Below are 23038 nucleotides of genomic sequence, written 5' to 3'. Positions count from 1 at the left end.
CAGCCGCCCTTGGTCGCGGGCATGTCCTGAAGGCCCCCTTTGAGACGATCAACGTCTCAAAGGGGGCCTTCAAGACACCGCGACTACCCTTGGGTCACGTGGGGGCGTGAGTGCCCTTCGCGACATCCCCGCGAGCGAGTCGGTCCAGGGAGTCGTGAATGGCACCCCCTGGTTGGAGTGGCCCAGCCTCCTATCACGAAATCAACCATCTAGGGCGTCAGGCCTGCGCCTGACTGCTGGAACTCGAAGCCACCAGGACGGTCGTTCCGATCGGCCAGCAGACCGGCGAGGGTGGCGACGGCGATCTCGGGCGGCGTGCGCGAGCCGATGTTCAGCCCGACGGGGCGGTGCACGCGCGCGATCTGGGCTTCGGGGACGTTCAGCGCCTGAAGTGCGACCACATGCGGTCCGGCGTGGCGCGGATTGCCCAGCACCCCGACCCACCGGGACGGGCGCTCCAGCACGGCCTTGAGTGCCTCGCCGAGTTCAAGCCGGTTGTGGTCGGTGACGACCACGTCGGCGTCCGGGCCGAGTTCCGGCACCGTCGAGACGACGTCGAAGCCGTTCTCGACGTCCGTCGCCCGCGCGCCGTCCGGCTCGAACAACACCGGCGTGTACCCGAGGTCCTTGCCGTACCGCAGGAGGAACGACGCCACCGGCGTCGCGAACACCGCCACCAAAACCCGCTCGCTCATCCGCCCATCCTCCCGCAAGTAGTCCTCCAGTCGCGCTCCATGCACACGCAACCGCCGCGTTTAGTCCTCTAGTTGCGGTAGTTGGTGACACGAACTACCGCAACTAGAGGACTAAACGCGGGGTCAGAAGTCGGGCTCGGCGATTTCGAAGTATTCCGGGAGCCGGGCTGTCCCGGCGAGGCCGAAGTAGCGGACCTTCCGCCGCCGCCGCAGGTGCAGTGTGTCGCGGACGGCGTCGTTGTGCACCCGCCGCGCGATGACGACGCGGTGCTCGGCGTCGTTCAGTTCTTCCGCCAGCGGCGGCGGCAACGTCGTACGGTCGACGCGCGCCAGCCGCAACGTCAGCTCGTTCTCCTCGGCTTCGCGATCCGGCCGCTCCGCGTGTTCGGCGCGCTCGGCCAGCCGACGCAGGTCATCGTCGCCGAGAATCACCGCAGCCGCCCTGGCGACTACGGCGCGCCGCGCGAGTGCCGCGTCGAGTGCCGCCCAGCCCGCGTCCGTGCGGACGTGCAGCCTGTCGAGCCGGTTCGCCGTCGCGAGCAGGAACAGCCCGCCCAGCACCACGATCGCGGCCACGAGGCCGCCGAGCCACACCCAGGTCGTCACCGGCTGAACTCACGTTCACCCGCGCCGACCCGCCGGGGGTCGGCGGCGATCGCCGCCTCGTATACCCGCAGGACCTGCGTGGTGACGACGGACCAGTCGAACATCGCGACCCGCTCGCCCGCGGCCGCGGCCAGCGAGGCCCGCCGCGCCGGGTCACCGAGCAGTTCACGCAGACCGCCTGCCAGCGCGGCCGCGTCCCCGGTTTCGGCCAGCATCCCGGCCTTCCCGTCGTCGAGCACACGACGGAACGAGTCCAGCCCGCTCGCGAGCACCGGTGTCCCCGCCGCCATCGCCTCGGTGAGGATCATCCCGAAACTCTCGCCGCCGGTGTTGGGCGCGCAGTAGACGTCGACGCTGCGCAGCGCCCGCGCCTTCGTCTCGTCGTCGACCTGGCCCAGCAGGTCGATATGCGGTGCCAGGTCCGGCCCGGCCTCACGGCGGAGCTGATCGGCGTCACCGCGGCCGACGACCAGCAGCCGCAGGTCCTCGAACTCCGGCAGCAGGAGCCGCAGCGCCTCCAGCAGCACCCCCATCCCCTTGCGTGGCTCGGTGTACCGCCCGACGAATCCGACCGTGCCACCCGCCCGCGGATAGCCGTCCAGCGGGAGCGCGCGTGAGAAGAAGTCGACGTCGACGCCGTTGGGGACCTCGACCGCGTCACCGCCGGCGTGCTCGACCTGGACCCGCCGGGCCAGCGCCGACACCGCGATCCGCGCGGTGATCTTCTCCAGCAGCGGACGCAGTACCGGCTGGAACGCCGACAGCGTGCGCGAACGCGTCGTCGCGGTGTGGAAGGTCGCCACGATCGGGCCGTCCGCGACCTTCAGCGCCAGCAGGGAAAGACTGGGGGCGGCCGGTTCGTGCAGGTGCAGGACGTCGAACTCGCCGTCCCGGATCCAGCGCCGCACCCTGGCGTAGGACACCGGGCCGAACTGCAGCCGCGCGACAGAGCCGTTGTACGGAATGCCGAGCGCCTTCCCCGCGGGGACGACGAAATCCGGGACGTCGGAGTCCTCGTCCGCCGGTGCGAGCACGGAGACCTCGTGGCCACGCGCGAGGAGCGCCTTGGCGAGCTCGATGACGTGCCCTTGTACGCCGCCCGGCACGTCGAACGAGTAGGGGCAGACGATCCCGATCTTCACGACCCGCGCCTGAGCCATCGGCTCAACTCGCTTCGCCGAGGTCAGCGTGTTCCTCGGCTTCGAGGTCGGAGAGCCAGAACTTCTGCATCATGTGCCAGTCGGCCGGATGTGCGGCGATGTCCCCGGCGAAAATGTCGGCCAGTGCCTGGGTGGCCGCCGGGACCTCGGATCGGTTCGTGACGCGGATTCGCGGATGCAGCCGGATCTGCCAGCCGTCCTCGGTGAACCAGCAGCCTGCCGGGATCAGCGCGGCGCCGGTGGTCGCGGCCAGCCGCGCCGGGCCGCCCGGCATCTTGGTCTGTTCGCCGAAGAACTTCACCGGCACGCCCGAATTCGTCAGATCCCGGTCCCCCACCAGGCAGATCGCCTTGTTCTCCCGCAGCCGCTTGAGCAGGACGCGCATCGCGGAGCTGTCGCCGGTCAGCGGCACGATCTCGAAACCGAGCGACTCACGGTAGGAGACGAACCGCTGATACAGCGACTCGGGTTTCAGCCGCTCCGCGACCGTGGTGAAACCGCCGAGGTAATCCGCTAGCCAGACACCCGCGGCGTCCCAGTTGCCGCTGTGCGGCAGCGCCATCACCGCGCCGTTGCCCTCGGCGAGCGCGGCGTCGAGATTCTCGACCCCGGTGATGGACTGGGCGACCTTGCGGCTGACCTCCTTGTGGTCCATCGAGGGCAGCCGGAACATCTCGTGCCAGTAGCGGGCGTAGGACCGCATCGCGCGGCGGGTCAGCTCGTCGAGCTCGACCTCGTCGGCCTGCGGCACGACCCTGGCGAGGTTGCTCCGCAGCTGGCGTACGCCGCCGCCGTCCCGCCGGACGGCGAGGTCCGCGCCGAGCCCGAAGGTCACCGAGCCGGCCGACGCCGGCAGCAGGCGCGCGAGCCGCCAGCCCGCCGCGTAGCCGAAGTCGCTCAGGCGCTGGGAGATCCCGCTCATGACCTGCCTTCCCCGGCGGGCGGCCCGGCGGCCTTGGCGGCCCTCGCCGCCTTGGCCACCGCGGCTATCCGCTGGAGCAGCGTGATCACCGAAAGAACGGCGAGCAGCCAGAGGGTGATGTCCACGGTGTACGGAACGCCCAGACCATGCAGTCCGGTTCCCACGAGCGCGATGATCAGCCGTTCGGCACGCTCGACGAGGCCGCCGTCGGCCTCCAGCCCGGAGGCCTCGGCCCGGGCCTTCACGTACGAGATCACCTGTGCGAGCACCAGGCAGATCAGCGCGGCCGCCGCGGCCGGGCGGTTGTCGTCGTGGACGAAACACCACCACGCGATCGCGGCGAAAAGCGCGCCGTCGACCAGCCTGTCGCACGTCGCGTCGAGAACGGCCCCGAACGCCGTGCCGTACCCGCGGGCGCGGGCCATCGCGCCGTCGAGCAGGTCCAGCATCGCGAAGCCCCATACGGTGAAGGTGCCCCACAGCAGCATGTCGTTCGGGAAGAACGCGAGCGCGCAGAGCACCGCGCCCGCCGTGCCGATCACGGTCATCGCATTGGGGGTCAGACCGGCGCGGACGAGCACCTTCCCCATCGGGTCGGTGACGCGGGAAACGGAGGCGCGCGCGAAAATGTTGAGCATCGGTTCTTCAGGTGCACCTAAGCAGCAGGGTCGGATGGCCGCCCGAAGCCTATCCACCCGCACCGACAACATCGAAGCGCCCGTCCTGGACGGGCGCTCGATCAATCCGCTTTGGCGAGTTCGGCCGGTTCTTCGAGGTCCGCGAGAGTCCCTTCCCGCAACGCGAATTCCGCCTCGGCCGCGGCACATTTCGGCGACAGCCGTCCCAGCACGGCCGCGCTGATCTCGCCGAGCGCCTTCACCTGTTCGGGGGTCAGCGGGTCGAAAAGACTCTCGCGAACAGCCTCGACGTGCCCGGGCGCGGCCTTCTCCAGCGCGGCGAAGCCTTCAGGGGTGAGCACCGCCCAAGAGCCGCGTTTGTCGGTAGGGCACGACTCACGGCGTACCCAGCCGTTCGCCTCGAGCCGCGCGACCGCGTGCGAGAGCCTGCTGCGCGACGCCTTGCGCGCGTCGGCGAGTTCACTCATCCGCAGCTGACGGCCCGGCGCCTCGGACAGCGCGACGAGCACCTCGTAGTAGGTGTGGGGCATGCCCGCCTCGTGCTGGAGCTGGCCCTCCAGATGCGCCTGCAGCATCCGCGTGGCCTCGGAGAAGTCACGCCAGACTTTTTGCTCCTCGTCGGAGAGCCATCGGGGTTCGGACATGTCGCTCATTCTACCCCTGATTGAGCGCTCAACCAAATTGCGCTACAGTCGTGGTTGAGCGCTCAACCGGCCGAGGGTTCACCACAGGCACATCACAGATTTTGGAGATCGACTTCATGACCACCACCGAAATCCCCGGTTACGTCGCAGGCAAGTGGACGGTCGACACCGCCCACTCCAACATCGCCTACACCGTGAAGCACCTCGGACTGGCGAAGTCCCGCGGTAACTTCACGGCTTTCACCGGCGAGGTCGTGACCGCCGAGAACATCCTGGAGTCCACGGTCACCGTCGAGATCGACGCTTCGTCGGTCGCCAGCGGCGTCGACGGACGTGACACGCACCTCAAGTCCGAGGACTTCTTCCACGTCGACGAGCACCCGGCCATCACCTTCCGCTCGACCGGCATCCGCGAGGACGGCGGCGACTACGTCATCGACGGCGAGCTCACCTGGCGCGGCAAGAGCGTCCCCGTCTCGCTCGAAGCCGAGTTCAACGGCGTCGGCACCAACCCCGCCAACAACGATGCCACCACACTGGGCGTCTCGGCCACCGCGACCGTGAATCGCCGCGACTTCGGCATCGGCCCGGAGGGCAACGCTTTCCTGTCCGAGAAGGTCAAGATCGACATCGAGCTGCAGGCCGCGCTCAACGGCTGAGCCGCCCTGGAGTGTCAGGAAAGGGTCTTTCAGGACAAAAAACGTCCTGAAAGACCCTTTCCTGACACTTGAGCCGTTGGGCCGGACCGGAGTTACCAGGCGTCCACGAGGAGCTGCCGCGTCTCCCCCAGCAACTGCGGCAGCACCTTCGTATGCCCGATCACCGGCATGAAGTTCGCGTCGCCACCCCACCGGGGCACGACGTGCTGGTGCAAATGCGCCGCGATCCCGGCACCCGCGATCACACCCTGGTTCATCCCGATGTTGAACCCGTGCGCCGAAGACACCTCCCGGATCACGCGCATCGCGTGCTGGGTGAACTCCGCCACCTCGACGGTCTCCTCCGGCGTCAGATCCGGGTAGTCCGCGACGTGGCGGTACGGCACGGCCATCAGATGCCCGGGGTTGTACGGGTACAGGTTCAGCACCGCGTACACCGTCTTCCCGCGAGCGAGGATCAGCGCGTCCTCGTCGCTTTTCTCGGGCAGACGGCAGAACGGACAGCCTTCGCCGGGTTTCTTCGACCCTTGCACGTAGGCGAGCCGGTGCGGGGTCCACAGGCGCTGCAACGCGTCCGGGACCCCCACACCGTCCTGTCCGACGACTTCGGGGCCATCAGGGCCCGTCACCGGAGGACCGCCTCCAAACCCGCCACCGTCGGCGACGAGTTCTCACGGCGCTGGACCCAGCCGGCGATCGCCTCGACCGCGTCGGCCACCGGGACGCCGTTGATCTGGCCGCCGTCGCGGAACCGGAACGACACCGCGCCCGCCTCGACGTCCTTCGCACCCGCCAGCAGCATGAAGGGGACCTTCTGCGTGGTGTGGGTACGGATCTTCTTCTGCATCCGGTCGTCGCTCGCGTCGACGTTGACCCGGATCCCCTTGGCGCGCAACGCCTTCTCGACCCCGCGCAAATGCTCCACCTGGCCTTCGGTGATCGGGATGCCGACCACCTGGACCGGCGACAGCCACGCCGGGAACGCGCCGGCGTAGTGCTCGGTCAGCACGCCGAAGAACCGCTCGATCGAGCCGAACAGCGCGCGGTGGATCATCACCGGGCGCTGACGGCTGCCGTCGCCGGCGGTGTACTCCAGTTCGAACTTCTCGGGCAGCATGAAGTCCAGCTGGATGGTCGACATCTGCCAGGTGCGGCCCAGCGCGTCCTTCGCCTGCACGGAGATCTTCGGCCCGTAGAACGCCGCGCCGCCCGGGTCCGGCACCAGGTCGAGACCGGAGTCCACGGCCGCGGTGCGCAGGACCTCGGTCGCCTCGGCCCACACCTCTTCGGAGCCGATGTACTTCTCTTCGTTCCGAGTGGACAGTTCGAGGTAGAAGTCGTCGAGGCCGTAGTCGCGCAACAGGTTGAGCACGAAGTCCAAAAGGGATTTCAGCTCACCAGGGACCTGCTCCAGGGTGCAGAAGATATGCGCGTCGTCCTGCGTCATGCCCCGCACACGGGTGAGGCCGTGGATCACGCCGGACTTCTCGTAGCGGTACACCGAGCCGAACTCGAACATCCGCAGCGGCAGTTCCCGGTAGGAACGCCCGCGCGAACGGAAGATCAGGTCGTGGAACGGGCAGTTCATCGGCTTGAGGTAGTAGTCCTGGCCGGGCTTGCGGACCGAACCGTCCTCGTTGTGCTCGGCGTCGAGGTGCATCGCCGGGTACATGCCGTCGCGGTACCAGTCGAGGTGACCGGAGGTCTCGAAGAGCGCGCCCTTGGTGATGTGCGGCGAGTAGACGAAGTCGTAGCCCGCCTCGACGTGCCGCTGACGCGAGTAGTTCTCCATCTCCTGCCGGATGATCCCGCCCTTGGGGTGGAACACGGGCAGCCCGGAGCCGATCTCGTCCGGGAAGGAGAACAGGTCCAGTTCGACACCGAGCTTGCGGTGGTCGCGCCGCTCGGCCTCGGCGAGGCGCTCCAGGTGGACGTCCTGCGCCTCGGTGGATTCCCATGCGGTGCCGTAGATCCGCTGCAGTTGCGGGTTCTTGTCGTCACCACGCCAGTACGCGGCGGCGACGCGGGTCAGCTTGAACGCCGGGATGAACTTGGTGGTCGGCACATGCGGGCCGCGGCAGAGGTCGCTCCACACGCGCTCCTTGGTGCGCGGGTCGAGGTTGTCGTAGATGGTCAGCTCGCCGCCGCCGACCTCCATCACCTCGGTGGTGTCCACAGTGGAGTCTTCGGACTTGAGGTCGACCAATTCGAGTTTGAACGGCTCGTCGGCGAGTTCCTTCTTGGCCTCGTCGACCGAGTCGAAGACGCGGCGGGAGAACTGCTGCGCGCCCTTCACGATCTGCTTCATGCGCTTTTCCAGCGCCTGCAGGTCTTCCGGGGTGAACGGGGTGTCGACGGCGAAGTCGTAGTAGAAGCCGTCCTTGACCGGCGGGCCGATACCGAGTTTGGCCTGCGGGAACTGCTGCTGCACGGCCTGCGCGAGCACGTGGGCCGCCGAGTGGCGGATGACGCTGCGGCCGTCGTCGGTGTTCGCCGCGACGGGCTCGACCTCGACGTCGGTTTCCGGCGCCCAGGCCAGATCGCGGAGGTTGCCCTCGGCGTCGCGCACGACGACGATCGTGTCCGGCCCCTTTGTCGGGAGCCCCGCTTCCCGGACCGCGGAGCCCGCCGTAGTGCCCGCCGGTACCACCACGCGCGAGGCGGTTGCGGCTGCTACTGACGACGGCTGGGACACGGTGGACTCCTCGCGAAGAAAGCGGATGTTTGCTGGTGATGTTAGTCGTCACCTGCCACGCGGCTCACGCGCATTACCCCAACGACCACGAAGGCCTCCTTCCCATCGGAAAGAGGCCTTCGCGTATCGCGCGACGGGGTCAGAGAGTCTCGACGACCTCGTCGAAGTCCAGCCGCGGCAGGCGGCCGTACCAGGGGCTGTCACCCGGCTTGCCGACGTTGACCACGACGAGGGACTTCCACGGCTTGTCCGCGAAGAACTCCTTGTCGACGCCTTCGTTGTCGAAGCCGGTCATCGGGCCGGCGGCCAGCCCGGCGGCGCGGACGCCGATGATGAAGTAGCCGACCTGCAGCAGCGCGTTGAGCTTGGCGACCTCGACGCGGCGCGCCTCGTCGGCGAACATGTCCTTGGCGCCGGGGAAGTGCGGGAACGTCCGCGGCAGGTGCTCGTGGAACTCGGTGTCGGCGGCGAGCACGACGGTCACCGGCGCGGCTTCGGTCTTGGCGCGGTTGCCCTCGGACAGCAGCGGCGAGAGGCGCTTCTTGCCCTCTTCGGTGCGGATGACCAGCGCACGCAGCGGCTGGTTGTTCATCGACGTCGGGGCCCACTTGACCAGCTCGTAGATCGCGCGGATCTGCTCGTCGGTCACCGGCTCGTCGCTGAAGCTGTTCGCGGTACGGGCCTCGCGGAACAGCAGGTCCTGGACGTCTTGCGGGAGGTCCAGGGCTTCGATCGGCTCAACGCTGGTGGTCATGACGTGGTTCTTCCTTCCGTACGTTTCCTGTACTCGCCACAACCTAGTTGAGCACTGAACTATTTCACATTCAACTATCTCTGCGTGTGTGGCCGATCACAAGAACGGCCGCCGTCTCCGAGGGGAACGGCGGCCGCGAAACGTAAGTCCTAGTAAGCCCCGCGTCCCTGCACGACGGCGCGGAAGGTCTTCCAAAGGATCACCAAATCCAGGGCAAGGGACCAGTCTTCGACGTAACGCAGGTCGAGGCGGATGCTCTCGGCCCAGCTGAGATCACTGCGGCCGCTGACCTGCCAGAGCCCGGTCAACCCCGGCTTCACCAGCAGGCGACGGCGCGCGTCGGGGGCGTACTTCGCGGTCTCCTCCGGCAACGGCGGGCGGGGACCGACGAGCGACATGCGGCCGCTCACGACGTTGAACAACTGCGGCAGCTCGTCGAGGGAGTACCGGCGCAACATCCCACCGACCTTGGTGATCCGCGGGTCCTTGCGCATCTTGAACAGCGGCCCAGCGCCCTCGTTGTCCGTCTGAAGGCCTTGCTTGAGCTTGTCGGCGTCGGCGACCATCGTGCGGAACTTCAGCATGGTGAAGGTGTGGCCGTCGCGGCCGACACGGCGCTGCCGGTAGATCACCGGGCCGCGGTCGTCGAACTTGATGGCGATCGCGATCGCCAGCAGCAGCGGGGACATCAGGGTGAGCAACAGGCCGGAGCCGCATCGGTCGAGCACTTCCTTGACCAGACGGCGGCCGCCGGTGAACATCGGCGCGCTGACCCGCAACAGCGGCATGCCGAGTACACCGGAGACGTTCAGCCGGGGACCTGCCACCTCCATCAGCATCGGGGCGACCACCATCTCGGCGGAGGTACCTTCCAGGTCCCAGGCGAGCCGCTGCAGGCGCTTGGGGTTCCAGTGCTGATCGGCGGTCACGGCGACGACGCGGTAGCCGCCACGGCGGACGTGGCCCGCGAGTTCGTCGAGCTTCCCGACGACCGGGACCCCTTCCACCTCACCACTCCCCCGCTCCGCGCCGGTACCGGTGTAGGTGCAGACGGCCTCGACCCGCCAGCCGACATGAGGATCCGCCTTGGTGCGGGCGATGAGGTCGGCGACCGTGTCGGGACTTCCCGCGGCGAGTACTGGCAGCAGGCATTCACCGAGCCGTCTGCGCCGGTGCAGCACCTGTCTCAGCGCGTATCGCTGCAGGAACATGAAGACCGAGATCATCGGGACGACGATGAAGACCCACGGCTGCACCTCGAGCGCGCCGAAAAGCAGACCGCCCAGCGCGACGAGGACCGCGGTCGCCACCAGGCCCCGGCCGAGGGTCCGGTATTCCTCCGCGCCTTCGCCCAGCACTCGCGGGCTCCAGGCGCGGCAGACCGACAGCCCGAACAGGAAGGCCATGGCGGTACCGAGCGCGTGCATGTCGTGTGGATCGGAGCGATCGATCAGGAACGCGCTCATCACGATGAGCGCGAAAGCGGTGAAAACGTCACTACCGATGACCCAGGCGCGGTAGCGCGATTCCCAAGCCGCGTACGGCGGCCGCGCCGACGTGGTGTCGACCGCGGCGGCGATACCCGCACCCCTTTGCGGGGGAAGCGGGATCGACTGAAGGTCGATGTGCTGCGGCGCCCCCTTGACGGTGGACGACGGCCGCACCGACTCTTCCATCAGACCTCCCGGAGTGGGAATTCCCGAACGCCGGACCAACACGCTGAGTGAATGAGAGTGATTTCGAAGAGTGATCGATTCTCAAGCTCGTTCAGCGGCCGATGGGGCGACACACGCCAAGGTATCGGCCACTCTCCGGCCATCGTTACAAGGATTTCCAGCCACATCCTGTGCGCGCTTCCGGCAAATGAATGCCATGTTGATAACAAGATGATGACGATGGGTAATAGACCGTATCCCCGAACAACTACGCAAAGTAGTCATGAATTCCCCGGGCTCCCCGTCACTTGGAGCACCGCGCGCCCGAACGGCCGAACAGCCCCGAAAACTCCACAGTGGACGGTTCGGGGAAGTCGATCTCCAGCCGGTCCACTGTGGATTCCGAGGCGCCAGGGCACCGGGGCCTCGGAGGCAGACCCACCTCGCGTCGACCTACCTTGTCAATCGGTCACCGGGGTCGCGTTTCGTCACATCACGTCAGCGTCACGGCGACCCCGCCGCCGGGGCCGGACAGGTGAGCGGCTCCACCGTGCCCCGCATCACGTACGCCATGGTCTGGACCTTTTCACGACCGCGAAGTGCTCAGGATCACAATGTCGTCTCGACCGCCCGGTCATGCGACGTCTTCGTCGCGCGAAACGAACTCTCGGATGAATGTCCACACCGGCCGGACCGGGACCGCGCGACGGTCTCCGAGATACCCGGCCCAGAGGTCCGCCACGCAACCGGGCGAATACCGGCGCTCTACTCACCGGGCCCGCGACGGTAGAACTACCGCCCCCACATATCCCGCGTCCGACCTGCGGATCGGTTGCCGCCGGACGGCTGCGTGGACCCCGGCGCCCCTAACGAAAAAACCCCGGACCGTAATGGTCCGGGGCCTTCGTCGGTGGGCGATACTGGGATCGAACCAGTGACCTCTTCGGTGTGAACGAAGCGCTCTCCCCCTGAGCTAATCGCCCGCTCTGGGTGTCCGCGTAACTCTACCCCACGACTTTCGGGGGCCTGCAAACGGGTGGTTCACTCCGACCACACTCCGCTCACCGGTAAATACGGAGCGAACAACCACGAGCTAGCCGGGGTTGTCGGGGCCGGGGGCCGCCCGCGACGCGTTTCGACATTCGTGCGACGGTGCTATCGCGCGACGACTTAACCGCGCAGTATGTACATGTGGACTGCCTGCAGGGCGCATGTAGGGCTGCGCGTCGCGCGGGTGATGATGGGGTGACGGAGTCATGATCGGGGTCCGATGACCCCATCCGGGTGATCTGCGGCCAAACCGCGTTCCGATCGACCGGCCGGAACGTCACATCATCGCCACTCGGTTCGACCGGGCCGGGAAGGAGACGAAGGGTAGGACGATGCGCAACGATCACGTGACGCTCCGCTCGACGGCGGTGTTCGACCTCCTGGCGCCGCGGACGCCCGCGGTTCCGGTCAAGGTGGAACTGCGATACGACACACGCGACCCGTACGCGGTCGTCGCCGCCTTCCGCACCGGCCGCGCCGGCTGGGTCGAGTGGGTCTACGCGCGCGATCTCCTCGCGGACGGCCTCCTGGCCGACGCGGGCGACGGCGACGTACGCATCCGCCCCTCCGTCGAAGACCCCGAGTCCGTCCTCATCGAACTGAACTCGCCGTCAGGGCACGCCATGTTCGAGGCGTCCGCCCAGGAGCTGGCCGACTTCCTCGACCGGACCTACGACGTCGTACTGCCGGGCAACGAACACCTGTGGGTCGACGTCGACGACGCCCTGACCCACCTGATCCCCAACGATATGGCCTGATGACAGGCTTGCGAACAGCAAGTGGCACCCCGGTTGCAAAGCCGGTTTCAAGGTCGGATAGTGTTCACACACACCACGGCGACGGGGTGAGAGACAAAACCGCGAGGTTTTGACTCCCATCCAAACCGAGGATGTGCGGATGTAGCGCAGCTGGTAGCGCATCACCTTGCCAAGGTGAGGGTCGCGGGTTCGAATCCCGTCATCCGCTCGGAAGGCCCTCTCGGGCCTGACACGGTGGAGTGGCCGAGAGGCGAGGCAACGGCCTGCAAAGCCGTGTACACGGGTTCGAATCCCGTCTCCACCTCGCGCGATTAGCTCAGCGGGAGAGCGCTTCCCTGACACGGAAGAGGTCACTGGTTCAATCCCAGTATCGCGCACCATTTGTTTTCGCAGGCCAGAAGCCCTGCTCCTCCTCGGAGGGGCAGGGCTTCAGTCGTAAAAAGGCGATGAAAAGGCGATGGCCTTCGGAGCGGTCTCCAACTGCCCGTCACGGAATGTGGCGTGCAGGTGCGGGAACCACTCCCCCAGCTTCGTCCGCTCACTTGGCGTGAGTGCGATCAGCGAGCCGATCCAGCGGGTCTCGAGCGCTTGCAGGATCTGGCGGCGCATGAGCGGGGTCACGTGGTCGTAGACCCTCGCGATGCCCTTCATCTTCTGACCCAGCCGCGCCCGGCGGGCGACCTCAGGGATGCCGTCCTCGGCCAGCCAGGTGCTGTGGCTGTGCCGCCCCTCGTGGAATGTGAAGGTCGGCAGGATCGGCTGCACCACTTCCGCAGACCGCGTGTGTTCAGCGTCACTGCCGTCCCAGACCGGGCGCCAGTAGCGGTTGCGGAAGTTCGACCGTCGCAGCGGTGCGCCTTCGGCGCTGCACAGGATGAACGGGAAGCTGTGGCTGTCGATCAGCTCTTCGTAGAAGACCGCGATGCTCGGCGGCAACTCCACGCTCCGCGTACCCGCCGGGGTCTTCGTCCGGCCCTTCTTCGCCCTGCCGCCCTGTCGCCTCGGAGTCACCGGGCGAGTCGGCCGCGGTCCAAGATCAGCCAGCCGCGACGTGTCGATCCTTCGACCGCCCTTGAAGAGGCGTCCACCGATCTCCTTCAACGGCTCGCGAATCTGGATCACCCGCGACTCGCTGTCGTACTCATGCCGCTGCTGACCGACCAGCTCGCCCCACCGGGCACCGGTGTAGAAGTCGAGCAACCCGAGCACGAACCCCGTCAGCCCGAGCCCGCTCTCATACAGCCGCATCGACGCACGCAGTGCCTGCACCGGAGTTGCGACGAGGTTCTCGACCTCGAACTCGCCCGAGGTGACCCGGATCCCGGCGCACGGGTTCGCCGGGATCTTCCGAGCCTTCACCGCCGCGCCCAGGATCGTGGAGAACAGCGAGAAGATCGACGCCACCGATGAGTCGGCGTAGTCCTCGTGCAACTCCGAGAGCCACTTCTCGATCTCCACGTAGCTGTTGAAGATCCCAGCCAACGGCCATGACGACCACTGCGGCAGCAGATGGTTGTCCAGAAAGGACCGGTACTTCGACACCACGCGACTCTCGCGGGCGCGACACTGTGGACCAACCCGGCCGCGGCCGCAGGACCGCGACCGGACGAAACCCCGCCGCGCGCAGACTCGCGCCGCTCTCGCCGTCCTGCGTGTAGGTGATCAGGCGCTGGAACCCGAGTGTCCGAGCGACGCGCCACGAGACTCCATACAGCTTGGAGTTGGCGTTGGCGGTCCTGGCCACGCTCGCGCTCGGCGAGCGGCGCTACAAGGATCTGATGGCGGACGTGAACGGCGTCGAAGAACGCGTCGGCTGGGTGTCGCATCCGAAGCCGGTCACGGACAAGGTGCTGACCGACACGCTGCAACGAGCCCGGGACAACGGGCTGGTCGTGCGCCGTGCCGAGGGGAGCCAGATCGGCGGCAGTGTCTGGTACCGGCTCACCCCCAGCGGCAAGGAGTTGCTGCGGGCTCTGCCGCCGTTGGCGACCTGGGCGCAGCAGAATCGCGACAACCTGGCGAACGAGGCCGCCGCAACGACCGACGAGACGTGATCACGTAGTCATCATGCGAACTTGGTTCCGCCCGCCGTCCTTCGCGGCGAACAGCGCCAGATCGGCGGCCAGAAGCACGTCCTCGAGACTCATGCCCGCGTCCGGATACAGCGCGGCGCCGATCGACGCGCTCAGCGGGTGCTGCTCGCCTGCCGCCTGATCGTGAATGCCCTCGACGCGCAGGCCGAACACCGCCTCGCATGTCCGGTCAGCGACAACACGAAGCTCGTCCTGCGTGACACCGGGGAGCATCACGACGAACTCTTCGCCACCGAACCGGCCGCTGTAGTCCTCCCCGCCGATGTTCTGCAAAACCTGGCCGACGGCGCGGAGAGCTCGACCCCCGGCTTGATGGCCGAAGGAGTTGTTAATCCTGCGGAAATGATCGAGATCGATCATTAGGACACCGACCCGGGTACCGGTTCGTTCAGCTCGCGCGAACTCGGCTGCGGCGAGTGCGTGCCAGGCAGTCGAGTTCAGCAAGCCGGTCTTCGAGTCGATGGTGGCCGCGTGCTCGAACTGCCGGATCAGTACCGACCGGTGCAGCGCATACAGCGGCACGAAGATCAGCACGACGAGCGTGGGATGCATGCTGAGCAAGAGCGCGGTCACGACGCCCATGCACAAGGTGGCGAGTTCGAGCGCGTTCTCGCTGAACGGCCCGAGCAGCCGCGTCGCCGTCCGGTCGGGACGCACGATCGCGATAAGAATCGCGGCGATCAGGGAGTTGACGGTGAAGTACACGACGACGACGACGACCGCGGCGCACGCCAGCGCGTCCGCGCCGTCGAACTCGTGCGTCATCGGGACGAGCTGCATCTGCTTGGCGATCCACCCGGCGACCTGGCAGGACAGGATCACGTTGGCCGCGTTGAACGCGAACCGGGAGGCGAAGGTCCCTGCCACGCCCCGCGAGCACCGCAGCCACAGGTGGACATACAGAACGACAGCGAGACCGGCGGCGAGCGACGGGGACAAGATGAGGGCGCCCGCGAGCGTCCATACCGACGAGAAATTGACGTGCGGCGTGTCCGCGAAGCGCCTCCGGCGCCGTTCCACGCTGCGCGCCAGCTCAGCCGCGATCACCCCGAAAGCCAGCACGAATAGGCAGACTCGGACGTCTGCCCATGAGGGCGGATCAAGAGCCGCGCTCACACCGACCGCCGCGATTGCGGCCATTTCGATGAAAACGACGAACGCACGCGCATACACAGAGTGAGACCAGACGGACCAACCTACGTGTCCGATTGGGCTACCCCCATGCGCGCTCTGTGACTTCCCCTGCATACTGACCGCACTTCCGTTCCCTTCGGAGGAGGGGCCGGTCTCCGAAGTCGCCGCTTCCTGACCGGCGGGACCTCCTCCTTCAGCCGGACGTCCCGGGAGGAGGCCGCGATGCGTAACAAGGAAGTCTGATGGTCTTCGTGCCGCTTGATCGGCTTGTGCAGGCTCGTCCTCGGTGGTCCTGACGCGTCGGGGACGAGCCATCTTCCAGGCCGCGCCCACGGCGACGACCAGGACCGTGGCCAGCACGCCCCCCACCGCGATGGTGTAGCCGGGCCCGATCAGTTCAGCGACGACTCCCCCGCCCAAGATCGCCACGCCTTGCCCGGCGTAGACGGTCGTGCTGAATTTCCCCATCACGGCCCCGCGGCGGGAATCCGGGACAAGCGCCACGATCATGGGCTGCAAGCGGATCAAGTAGATCGTCGAGAAGACGCCGGAGAGCGCCCACAGCGCGATCGACCAGGCAATTCCCGGCAAGAACGCGCAGGCGATGAGCGGCACTCCCGCCAGGGCTGCCGGGATCACGACAGCTCGCTGAGTCGGTGTGGTCGACGAGCTGGTCTTGGCCGCCCACCATGCGCCGATGACACTGCCGACGGGATCGGCTGCCATCAGCAGACCGACCGCGACCGCTCCCGCTCCGAGAGCTCCCGCGTACGGGGCAGCAAGACCTTCGGGTACTACGAAAAGCCCGATCAAGGCCCCCAAGATGAACGGCACGGCCAGCCTCAGGTCGACGCCGCGCCGGTGAGCATCGGCGCCATCCTCGTCGACCGTGCCCTTCTTCGTCGTCTGGACTGGTCGGACACCCACCGAGATGATCAGCGCACTTAGTCCGAAGGTGGCAGCGTCGACGATCAGCGCACCTGACGGGCTAAGCACGCCGACGAGGATGCCGCCGAATCCGAACCCGGCCACCTGGGCGATCTGAACCGTCATCTGGCGAAGCGCCAGGCCAACTTGGTACCGGTTATCGCCCAGCACGTCCGGCAGCAGAGCCAGTTGCGCCGCCTTGAATGGTGTCGCCGCCATGGTCAGCAGGCCGATCAAGGCCCCAGCGACTACAAGGTCGGCGACATCTGGGTCACGACCGACTTCAAAGGCCCTGGCAAGGCCCGCGCGGTCTACGAACAACACCAATGAGCAGTCATCGAACAAGGTCGGCCTCGTCAGATTCGATACCTGACCGTCCGGGCGGGTGACAAGGCCATTCAGTGCCTGCAGGAGCGCAGCTAGTCGATCGAGCCGCGACGTTCGAGGACGACGGTGTCGTGCCAGGCGCCGTCGCGCTGGGCGATGCGTTCGCGGATGCCGACGGTGCGATAACCGGCACGGTGGTGCAAGGCGATACTGGCGCGGTTGTCGGTGAAGATCGACGTTTGGAGGGTCCAGAGCCCGGCGGCATCGGCTTCGGTGACCTGTTTGAACAGCAGCGCTTCCCCCACGCCGCGGCCACGGTGGGTTTCGGTGACGTAGACGGAGGTCTCGGCGACGCCCTGGTAGCAGTCGCGCGCCGAGACCGGGGTTGCGGCGGTCCAGCCGGCGACCTCGCCGTCGATTTCGGCGACCCAGCGGTGTCCGGATAGCCAGTTCGCGTCGAGCACTTTGCGACTGGGGACCTTGGTTTCGAAGGTGGCGAGCCCAGTCGCGATGCCTTCACCGTAGATCCGGCGGACCGCGTTCCAGTCGTCGTCGCGCAGGGCGCGGATGGTGACGTCGTCGGACACATTGTCCGGACAGCACGGGCGCGGCGCGAGCAAGCCCATCACCGCGTCGGCCGCGTGCGGGAGCCCGCTGCAGCAGGCCTGGTTGATCGTGACGACCGTGGCCGTGCCCTCCTTTCGCAGGTGCAGAAACCCGACCTCGGCCAGCTTCCGCACGTGATGCGAGCAAGTCGACTGGCTGGTGCCGAGAGTTTCCGTCAAGGCACCGACGGTCAGGCCACGGGGCGCGGTTGCGACGGCGTGCAGGAGTTTGACGCGCATCGGCTCGGCCAAGCAGGCGAACCAACCGGCATAAGTTGCGGCCTCGTGCTCAGGCAGTAGACCGGCGAGGGGAACGGGCACAACCGTCGTCATGCGTCCCAGTATCGACCAGAATCGATGATTGCGTCAATCGACGACGGTCGATACAGTCCCTCGCATCGACTCAATCGAGCTGGATCGATGAAAGGTGCTTGGGATGAACGAGCTGCATGTCGTGGTGATCGGGGCCGGGCCGGTGGGGCTGGCGGCCGCCGCCGAGCTGGTGGAGCGGGGTTTCGAGCCGTTGGTGCTGGAGCGCGGCGCGCAGGCGGGTTCGGATGTGGCGGCGTGGAATCACGTGCGGTTGTTCTCGCCGTGGTCCGAACTCGTCGCCCCCGCGGCCGGGCGGCTGCTGGAGACAACCGGCTGGAACCGGCCCGACGACGAGACGTATCCAACGGGTTCGGAGTGGGCGAACCTGTATCTGCGACCGCTGGCGGCGGCGCTCGGCAACCGGGTCCGCTTCGGCGTCGAGGTGATCGGCGTCGCCCGCCGGGGACGCGACCGGGTCGTGGACAGCGGCCGAGACGAAGAACCGTTCACCGTGCACGTCCGCGCCGCCGGCGGGGCGGAGGAGCGGATCGCGGCACGGGCCGTGATCGACGCGTCCGGCACATGGTCGACGCCCAACCCACTCGGCGGCGAAGGTCTTCCCGCCGTCGGTGAGCGTGCGTCGGCGGACCGGATCACTTACCGGGTCCCGAATCTGGACGACGAAGCGGTGCGGGCGCGGTATGCAGGCAAGCATGTGGTGGTCGCGGGCAGCGGGCATTCGGCGTTGACCGCACTGGTCGCGTTGTCCGGCTTGGCGGACGACGGCACGCGGATCAGCTGGGTGCTGCGCCGCGGGGCGGTCGGTGACACCTTCGGCGGCGGCGACGCCGACCAGCTCCCGGCACGAGGCGCGCTCGGATTGCGGGCGCGGGCGGCGGTGGAGTCCGGGCTGATCACAGTGGTGACCGGATTCCGCACCGACGTCGTCGAACGCGACACCGACGGACGGCTGACCCTGATCTGCTCCGGCGGACAGCGGATCGAGCAGGTCGACGAGGTCGTGACCCTGTCCGGGTTCCGGCCTGATCTCACCTCGCTGTCGGAGATCCGGCTGGAGCTGGATCCGACGTTGCAGGCACCGGTGGCGCTCGCGCCGCTGATCGATCCGAACGTCCACTCGTGTGGAACCGTGTATCCGCATGGCGCCAAGGAACTCGCGCATCCGGAGAAGGATTTCTACTTGGCCGGGATGAAGAGCTACGGCCGGGCGCCGACCTTCCTGGCGATGACCGGTTACGAGCAGGTACGCAGCATCGCCGCCCAGCTGGCCGGGGACCATGAGGCGGCGGCACGGGTCGAGCTGCGCATGTCCGAGACCGGCGTCTGTGGCGGAGCTGGCCTGTTCGACGAACCGGACAACGCACCGGCCGCCGGTGGCTGCTGCGCGGCACCGGAGCCGGAAGTCCTCACGCTGTCCGCGCCATCCGCCGCAGCGCACTGACCACTATGCCGATCGCGACCGCCGAGGCGTCGCCCAAACTGACCGCGTCCGGATTGCGCCGCGTGCTGGCCGTCCTCTGCGTCACCGAGGTCACCAGCTGGGGCATTCTCTTTTACGCCTTTCCGGTCCTGGCACCCGAAATTAGCCAGACGACAGGCTGGTCGACGGCCTGGGTGATCGCGGCGTTCTCGGCCGGTCAGGTCGTCGCCGCACTGGCCGGGATCCCGGTCGGGCGCTGGCTCGACACCCGAGGTCCCCGCTGGGTGATGACGGCCGGATCGGTGCTGGCGGCTCCCGCGGTCGTGGCCGTCGCGCTGGCACCGAACCTGGCGTGGTTCACCGCGGCGTGGGTGCTGGCCGGGGTCGCGATGGGTGCGGTGCTGTACCTGCCCGCGTTCGCGGCCCTGACCCGCTGGTACGGGCAGCGGCGCGTGTTCGCACTGACCGTGCTCACCCTGGCCGCCGGCTTGGCGAGCACGGTGTTCGCGCCGCTGACCGCGCTGCTCACCGCATATATGGATTGGCGGGAAACCTACCTGGTCCTCGCCGCGGCGCTGGCAGTCATCACCATCCCTGCCCACCTGTGGGGCTTACGCGGACCGTGGCCACCGGCCGAGCCACCGCCCAGCACGCACCCGGAGCACAACGATCCCGCGCGGATCGTGCGTGGAATTCCGTTCCGGGGCTTGGTGATCGCGTTCAGCTTGGCGGCGTTCGCCGTGTACGCCGGAGTGATCAATCTCGTGCCGCTGCTCACCGAACGCGGAGTCAGCAGCACGACAGCGGCGATCGCCCTCGGCCTCGGCGGCGCCGGGCAGGTACTGGGACGGCTCGTCTACACCACGCTCACCCGGCTGACGACGGTACGGACCCGGACCGCGATCGTGCTCCTGGCAGCCGCCGCGACCACTGCGGTACTGGGGCTGCTCACTACCACGGCTGGGTGATCGTCGCCGCCGTCATGGCGGGCATGGCGCGGGGCGTCTTCACACTTCTGCAGGCTACTGCCGTGACCGACCGCTGGGGTGCGACCCACTACGGACGACTCAACGCGCTTGTACAGGCACCGCTGACTATCACCGTCGCACTCGCGCCCTGGGCGGGCGCGGCCATCGCGAGCGGTATCGGCGGATACTCGCCGACCTTCCTCGTGCTCGCCGCCGTCACGGTGGGCGCCGCAGTCCTCGCCCTCGTGGCAACACCTCATTCTGGAAGGAGCTCATGAGCGACCACGACGTGATCATCGTCGGCGGCGGCCAGGCTGGTCTCGCCGCCGCTTACGCTGCCCGCGCACAGGGCCTGACACCGTTGATCCTCGAAGCGGGTGCTGAACCGGTCGGGTCCTGGCCGCGCTACTACGACTCCCTGACCCTCTTCTCCCCCGCCCGCTACAGCAGCCTTCCCGGCGTGCCGTTCCCTGGCGATCCCGAGCATTACCCGCACCGGGACGAGGTCGTCGACTATCTCCGCCGCTACGCCAGCTGTCTCGGCGCCGAGATCCGTACCGGACAACGGGTGGACGCCGTCACCCACGACAACGGCGCCTTTCACTGTGCACACGGCCGGAGAAACCGCGCTGACCGCACCGATCGTCATTGCCGCGTCCGGCGGCTTCTCCCGCCCCTACCGCCCGGCCCTGTCTGGTTTGGACACCTTCACCGGACAGGTCCTGCACAGCAGCGACTACCGCGGCCCGGAACCGTTCACCGGACATCGCGTCATCGTGGTCGGCGCGGGCAACTCCGCCGTCCAGATCGCCACCGAACTCGCCGGCCATGCCCACGTCACCGTCGCCAACCGTGCACCGGTGAAGTTCGCGCCGCAGCGGCCGTTCGGGAAGGACGTGCACTTCTGGTCCGCAGCCGTCGGCTTCGACCATCTGCCGATCGGCCACTTGCTGAAGAAACCGCTCACCGCACCGGTCAACGACCCCGGCAGCTGCAAAACCGCGATCCTCAACGGAGAACCGGGCCAGAGGCGCATGTTCACCACCATCGACGGCGACACCGTGGCCTGGCCGGACGGGACCCGCGAACACGTCGACACCATCCTGCTCGCCACCGGCTTCCGGCCGGGACTGTCCTATCTGGACGGACTCGGTGCGTTGACTTCCGATGACCGGCCGCTGCACGACCGCGGCCTGTCATCGACCCACGCGGGGCTGGCCTACGTCGGCCTGGAATGGCAACGCAGCTTCGCCTCCGCCACTCTGCGCGGCGTCGGTCGAGACGCCCACTACGTAACCAAACGCCTACTGGCCGGCGACTCGTCGCCAAGGGCGGCGTGTTGCCAACCCGCTTCGGCGCGGTGACCCGTCTGACGCCAGCGGCTCACACATAATGCGATCCACTGACCCCGAGGCGAGGAGGCGGTCCATGGGCGAGCCGCTCACACTGGTGATCGAGACCGCGGCGGGGACCGCGATCCGGCGTATCCCGGACGCTTCCCCGCTTCCGGAAGCCGCGACCCAGGGATACGCGGCCGAGGACGCTGTCCGGGACGCCGCCGCGACATGGGGATTGCCGGACTTCGTGTTCCGGCCCGAGCAAATACGTACGGGTTCGGGGATACGTGAACTCGGTGACGGACTGCTGTTGGTCGGCGACCAAGCGGCGGTTGTTCAGTCCAAGAGCCGGACCGATCCCAGCGACAAGCCGGATCGCGAACTGTCCTGGTTGGACAAGAACGTGAGAAAGGGACTTGATCAGGGCAGCGGAACCGTGCGGCGCCTCAAGTTCGCCGCCGCGGCGATGACCAACGCGCGCGGGCGGACCATCCAGGTGGCAGGCGAGGACTACGAGTGGCTGACGGTCGTGGTGATCGACCATGCGGATCCACCCCACGGCTACCTGCCTCCCGCGGCTCCGACCGAGGTTCCCGCGATCGTGATCCTCCGGCGAGACTGGGAGTTCCTGTTCGACCACCTTCGCTCCACCCGCGCGGTGCTGGCGTACCTCATGCGCGCGTCCGGCGGCGACGCTGTCGAGCTCGGCGACGAGCCACGCCGCTACCACGAATACGCCCTCGCCGACATCGACGCCATTCCCGGATCCTTGGATCCAGCGGTGGCCTCGCTGCTGGCAGCGAAACCATCGGAGACGATCTCCGTGGCCCGTGCGCCACTGCAGCCCGCTGGCCACGACGAGGAGGCGCCGCACGTCATGCTCCGCATGATCATGGAGGACGTGGCGGAGACCCCGATTGAGGAAGGGCGAGACGCGGATCTGTTGCTCATGCTTGCCGCCTTGGATGGCCTGCCGGTCGAGCACCGGACCGACCTCGGCCGCACCCTGATCAAGTTCATGGAGTCCGCGGCGCAGCCCACCAAACCCGGCACCCTCATCCACAGCCGCACGGCTATCCCGGCGCCTGGCGATTTCACTCCATTGCAGTTCGTCGTCGCCTCACGCCGTTCCGAAGAGGCACGCGATGCCTTGATGATCCGGCTCCAGGTCCTGCACCACGACTACAGCACCGCCATCGACGACTGGGAACACTGCACGCTCGGTGTCATGCTCACACCGTCCACAGTGCCCGGACGACTATGGGACACCAGCACGACGGCGCTGTGGGGCGACCAAGGACAGCCGCCTGAAGTGATCGAGGAAGCGCGGGCCCTCATCAGCGAAGCCGCGGCACACGCCACATCCCCGGATGACGATCAGGATCCCGGAACGAGCCCTGGCGTGGACAGCAAGCCCGACAGCTGACCCATCGTCTCAGTGCGCGGCCGCAGCCGCACCGGATCACCCAGTGCTTTGAACGCCTTCGCCAGGTCTACCGACTGCTCGAAGGTCAAAGGCTCGGCCGCGAGCGGCGCGCATCGTGCGTGCAGGTGTGCTCCGGCCAGTGCCAGGCCGACACTCTGCTCGACGCCGCCCGCGACCGGGCACTGCAAGTGCCCTCGCGCTTCTGAATCCCACGCCACCACAAGGAGCTTTG

General features: G+C 67.6%; 19 protein-coding genes, 4 tRNA genes and 3 pseudogenes. 10 read left to right on the top strand and 16 right to left on the bottom strand.

The genetic code is table 11. The annotated features are described in order from the left end of the window. Positions 1-209: 209 nt before the first annotated feature. The 6 genes from AB0M65_RS09020 to AB0M65_RS08995 form a co-directional block, all read right to left on the bottom strand. A complete protein-coding gene (locus AB0M65_RS09020) occupies positions 210-695 on the bottom strand; it encodes an XdhC family protein (RefSeq protein ID WP_364023767.1) in 486 nt (161 codons plus the stop codon). Between the two features lie 123 nt (positions 696-818). Then, positions 819-1301, bottom strand: coding sequence for an NUDIX hydrolase (locus AB0M65_RS09015; protein ID WP_364023764.1), 483 nt, complete (start codon positions 1299-1301; stop codon positions 819-821). After that, the gene (locus tag AB0M65_RS09010; protein WP_364023788.1) at positions 1298-2443 is read right to left on the bottom strand and encodes a glycosyltransferase family 4 protein; all 1146 of its coding nucleotides are present in this window, start codon (positions 2441-2443) and stop codon (positions 1298-1300) included. Before AB0M65_RS09010 ends, AB0M65_RS09015 begins: the two co-directional genes overlap by 4 nt. A 22-nt stretch (positions 2444-2465) precedes the next feature. Then, positions 2466-3383, bottom strand: coding sequence for a phosphatidylinositol mannoside acyltransferase (locus tag AB0M65_RS09005; RefSeq protein ID WP_364023762.1), 918 nt, complete (start codon positions 3381-3383; stop codon positions 2466-2468). Then, entirely contained in the window at positions 3380-4021 is a 642-nt protein-coding gene (pgsA, locus tag AB0M65_RS09000; protein ID WP_364023759.1) for a phosphatidylinositol phosphate synthase, read from the bottom strand. Before pgsA ends, AB0M65_RS09005 begins: the two co-directional genes overlap by 4 nt. Before the next feature lie 101 nt (positions 4022-4122). Beyond that, a complete protein-coding gene (locus tag AB0M65_RS08995) occupies positions 4123-4665 on the bottom strand; it encodes a MarR family transcriptional regulator (protein WP_364023756.1) in 543 nt (180 codons plus the stop codon). A gap of 116 nt (positions 4666-4781) precedes the next feature. Here AB0M65_RS08995 and AB0M65_RS08990 point away from each other — a divergent pair, with 116 nt between their 5' ends. Further along, on the top strand, positions 4782-5324 hold the full coding sequence (locus AB0M65_RS08990; protein ID WP_364023753.1) for a YceI family protein: 543 nt from the start codon (positions 4782-4784) through the stop codon (positions 5322-5324). Between the two features lie 92 nt (positions 5325-5416). On the opposite strand, the gene AB0M65_RS08985 is transcribed toward AB0M65_RS08990, so the two are convergent. The 5 genes from AB0M65_RS08985 to AB0M65_RS08965 all read right to left on the bottom strand — a co-directional run bounded on the left by AB0M65_RS08985 (position 5417) and on the right by AB0M65_RS08965 (position 11411). Then, the gene (locus AB0M65_RS08985) at positions 5417-5953 is read right to left on the bottom strand and encodes an HIT domain-containing protein (RefSeq protein ID WP_364023751.1); all 537 of its coding nucleotides are present in this window, start codon (positions 5951-5953) and stop codon (positions 5417-5419) included. After that, positions 5950-7977: a threonine--tRNA ligase gene (thrS, locus tag AB0M65_RS08980; protein ID WP_364023748.1), complete on the bottom strand. Its 2028-nt coding sequence runs from the start codon at positions 7975-7977 to the stop codon at positions 5950-5952. Before thrS ends, AB0M65_RS08985 begins: the two co-directional genes overlap by 4 nt. A gap of 181 nt (positions 7978-8158) precedes the next feature. Further along, positions 8159-8773: a malonic semialdehyde reductase gene (locus AB0M65_RS08975; RefSeq protein ID WP_364023745.1), complete on the bottom strand. Its 615-nt coding sequence runs from the start codon at positions 8771-8773 to the stop codon at positions 8159-8161. A 149-nt stretch (positions 8774-8922) separates the two neighbouring features. After that, positions 8923-10449: a sugar transferase gene (locus AB0M65_RS08970; RefSeq protein ID WP_364023742.1), complete on the bottom strand. Its 1527-nt coding sequence runs from the start codon at positions 10447-10449 to the stop codon at positions 8923-8925. 890 nt (positions 10450-11339) lie between these two features. Continuing rightward, a tRNA-Val gene (locus AB0M65_RS08965) sits at positions 11340-11411 on the bottom strand. A 399-nt stretch (positions 11412-11810) separates the two neighbouring features. Here AB0M65_RS08965 and AB0M65_RS08960 point away from each other — a divergent pair. From AB0M65_RS08960 to AB0M65_RS08945, 4 genes are all read left to right on the top strand, one after another. Next, on the top strand, positions 11811-12236 hold the full coding sequence (locus AB0M65_RS08960; RefSeq protein ID WP_037307077.1) for an SsgA family sporulation/cell division regulator: 426 nt from the start codon (positions 11811-11813) through the stop codon (positions 12234-12236). A 135-nt stretch (positions 12237-12371) separates the two neighbouring features. Continuing rightward, positions 12372-12444: transfer RNA gene (locus AB0M65_RS08955), tRNA-Gly, on the top strand. Positions 12445-12469: 25 nt separating this feature from the next. Then, positions 12470-12540 (top strand) — tRNA-Cys (locus AB0M65_RS08950). A 1-nt stretch (position 12541) separates the two neighbouring features. Continuing rightward, positions 12542-12616: transfer RNA gene (locus tag AB0M65_RS08945), tRNA-Val, on the top strand. Between the two features lie 49 nt (positions 12617-12665). On the opposite strand, the gene AB0M65_RS08940 is transcribed toward AB0M65_RS08945, so the two are convergent. Continuing rightward, positions 12666-13778, bottom strand: a complete 1113-nt coding sequence (locus AB0M65_RS08940) for an integrase (protein WP_364023738.1) — start codon at positions 13776-13778, stop codon at positions 12666-12668. A 61-nt stretch (positions 13779-13839) separates the two neighbouring features. Then, positions 13840-13980, bottom strand: a pseudogene (locus AB0M65_RS08935) (XF1762 family protein); the annotation flags it as partial. Between AB0M65_RS08935 and AB0M65_RS08930 the strand changes: the two are divergent. Beyond that, entirely contained in the window at positions 13958-14290 is a 333-nt protein-coding gene (locus AB0M65_RS08930) for a winged helix-turn-helix transcriptional regulator (protein ID WP_364023735.1), read from the top strand. The pseudogene AB0M65_RS08935 and the gene AB0M65_RS08930 overlap by 23 nt on opposite strands. Here AB0M65_RS08930 and AB0M65_RS08925 read toward each other — a convergent pair whose 3' ends face one another. Continuing rightward, positions 14291-16627, bottom strand: coding sequence for a diguanylate cyclase (locus tag AB0M65_RS08925; RefSeq protein ID WP_364023732.1), 2337 nt, complete (start codon positions 16625-16627; stop codon positions 14291-14293). Between the two features lie 182 nt (positions 16628-16809). Next, complete coding sequence (locus AB0M65_RS08920; protein ID WP_364023729.1) at positions 16810-17655, bottom strand: GNAT family N-acetyltransferase; 846 nt, start codon at positions 17653-17655, stop codon at positions 16810-16812. Positions 17656-17758: 103 nt separating this feature from the next. On the opposite strand from AB0M65_RS08920, the gene AB0M65_RS08915 reads away from it, so the two are divergent. The 4 genes and pseudogenes from AB0M65_RS08915 (at position 17759) to AB0M65_RS08900 (ending at position 22806) form a co-directional block, all read left to right on the top strand. Beyond that, positions 17759-19096 (top strand): FAD-dependent oxidoreductase, encoded by a 1338-nt coding sequence (locus AB0M65_RS08915; protein WP_364023726.1) that lies wholly within the window; start codon positions 17759-17761, stop codon positions 19094-19096. A 5-nt stretch (positions 19097-19101) separates the two neighbouring features. Beyond that, positions 19102-20321, top strand: a pseudogene (locus AB0M65_RS08910) (MFS transporter). Continuing rightward, positions 20318-21407: pseudogene (locus AB0M65_RS08905) on the top strand (NAD(P)-binding domain-containing protein). The pseudogenes AB0M65_RS08910 and AB0M65_RS08905 overlap by 4 nt, the downstream one beginning before the upstream one ends. Positions 21408-21471: 64 nt before the next feature. After that, positions 21472-22806 (top strand): hypothetical protein, encoded by a 1335-nt coding sequence (locus tag AB0M65_RS08900; RefSeq protein ID WP_364023723.1) that lies wholly within the window; start codon positions 21472-21474, stop codon positions 22804-22806. Here the strand turns inward: AB0M65_RS08900 and AB0M65_RS08895 are convergent. After that, positions 22758-23024 carry a hypothetical protein gene (locus AB0M65_RS08895; protein ID WP_364023791.1) on the bottom strand — a complete coding sequence of 89 codons (267 nt, stop codon included), beginning with the start codon at positions 23022-23024 and terminating at the stop codon, positions 22758-22760. The genes AB0M65_RS08900 and AB0M65_RS08895 overlap by 49 nt on opposite strands. Between the last annotated feature and the right edge of the window lie 14 nt (positions 23025-23038).

Origin of the sequence: Amycolatopsis sp. NPDC051071, assembly GCF_040682875.1 — a bacterium.
GTDB lineage: Bacteria > Actinomycetota > Actinomycetes > Mycobacteriales > Pseudonocardiaceae > Amycolatopsis.
This window is presented reverse-complemented; position numbering and strand designations above follow the sequence as displayed.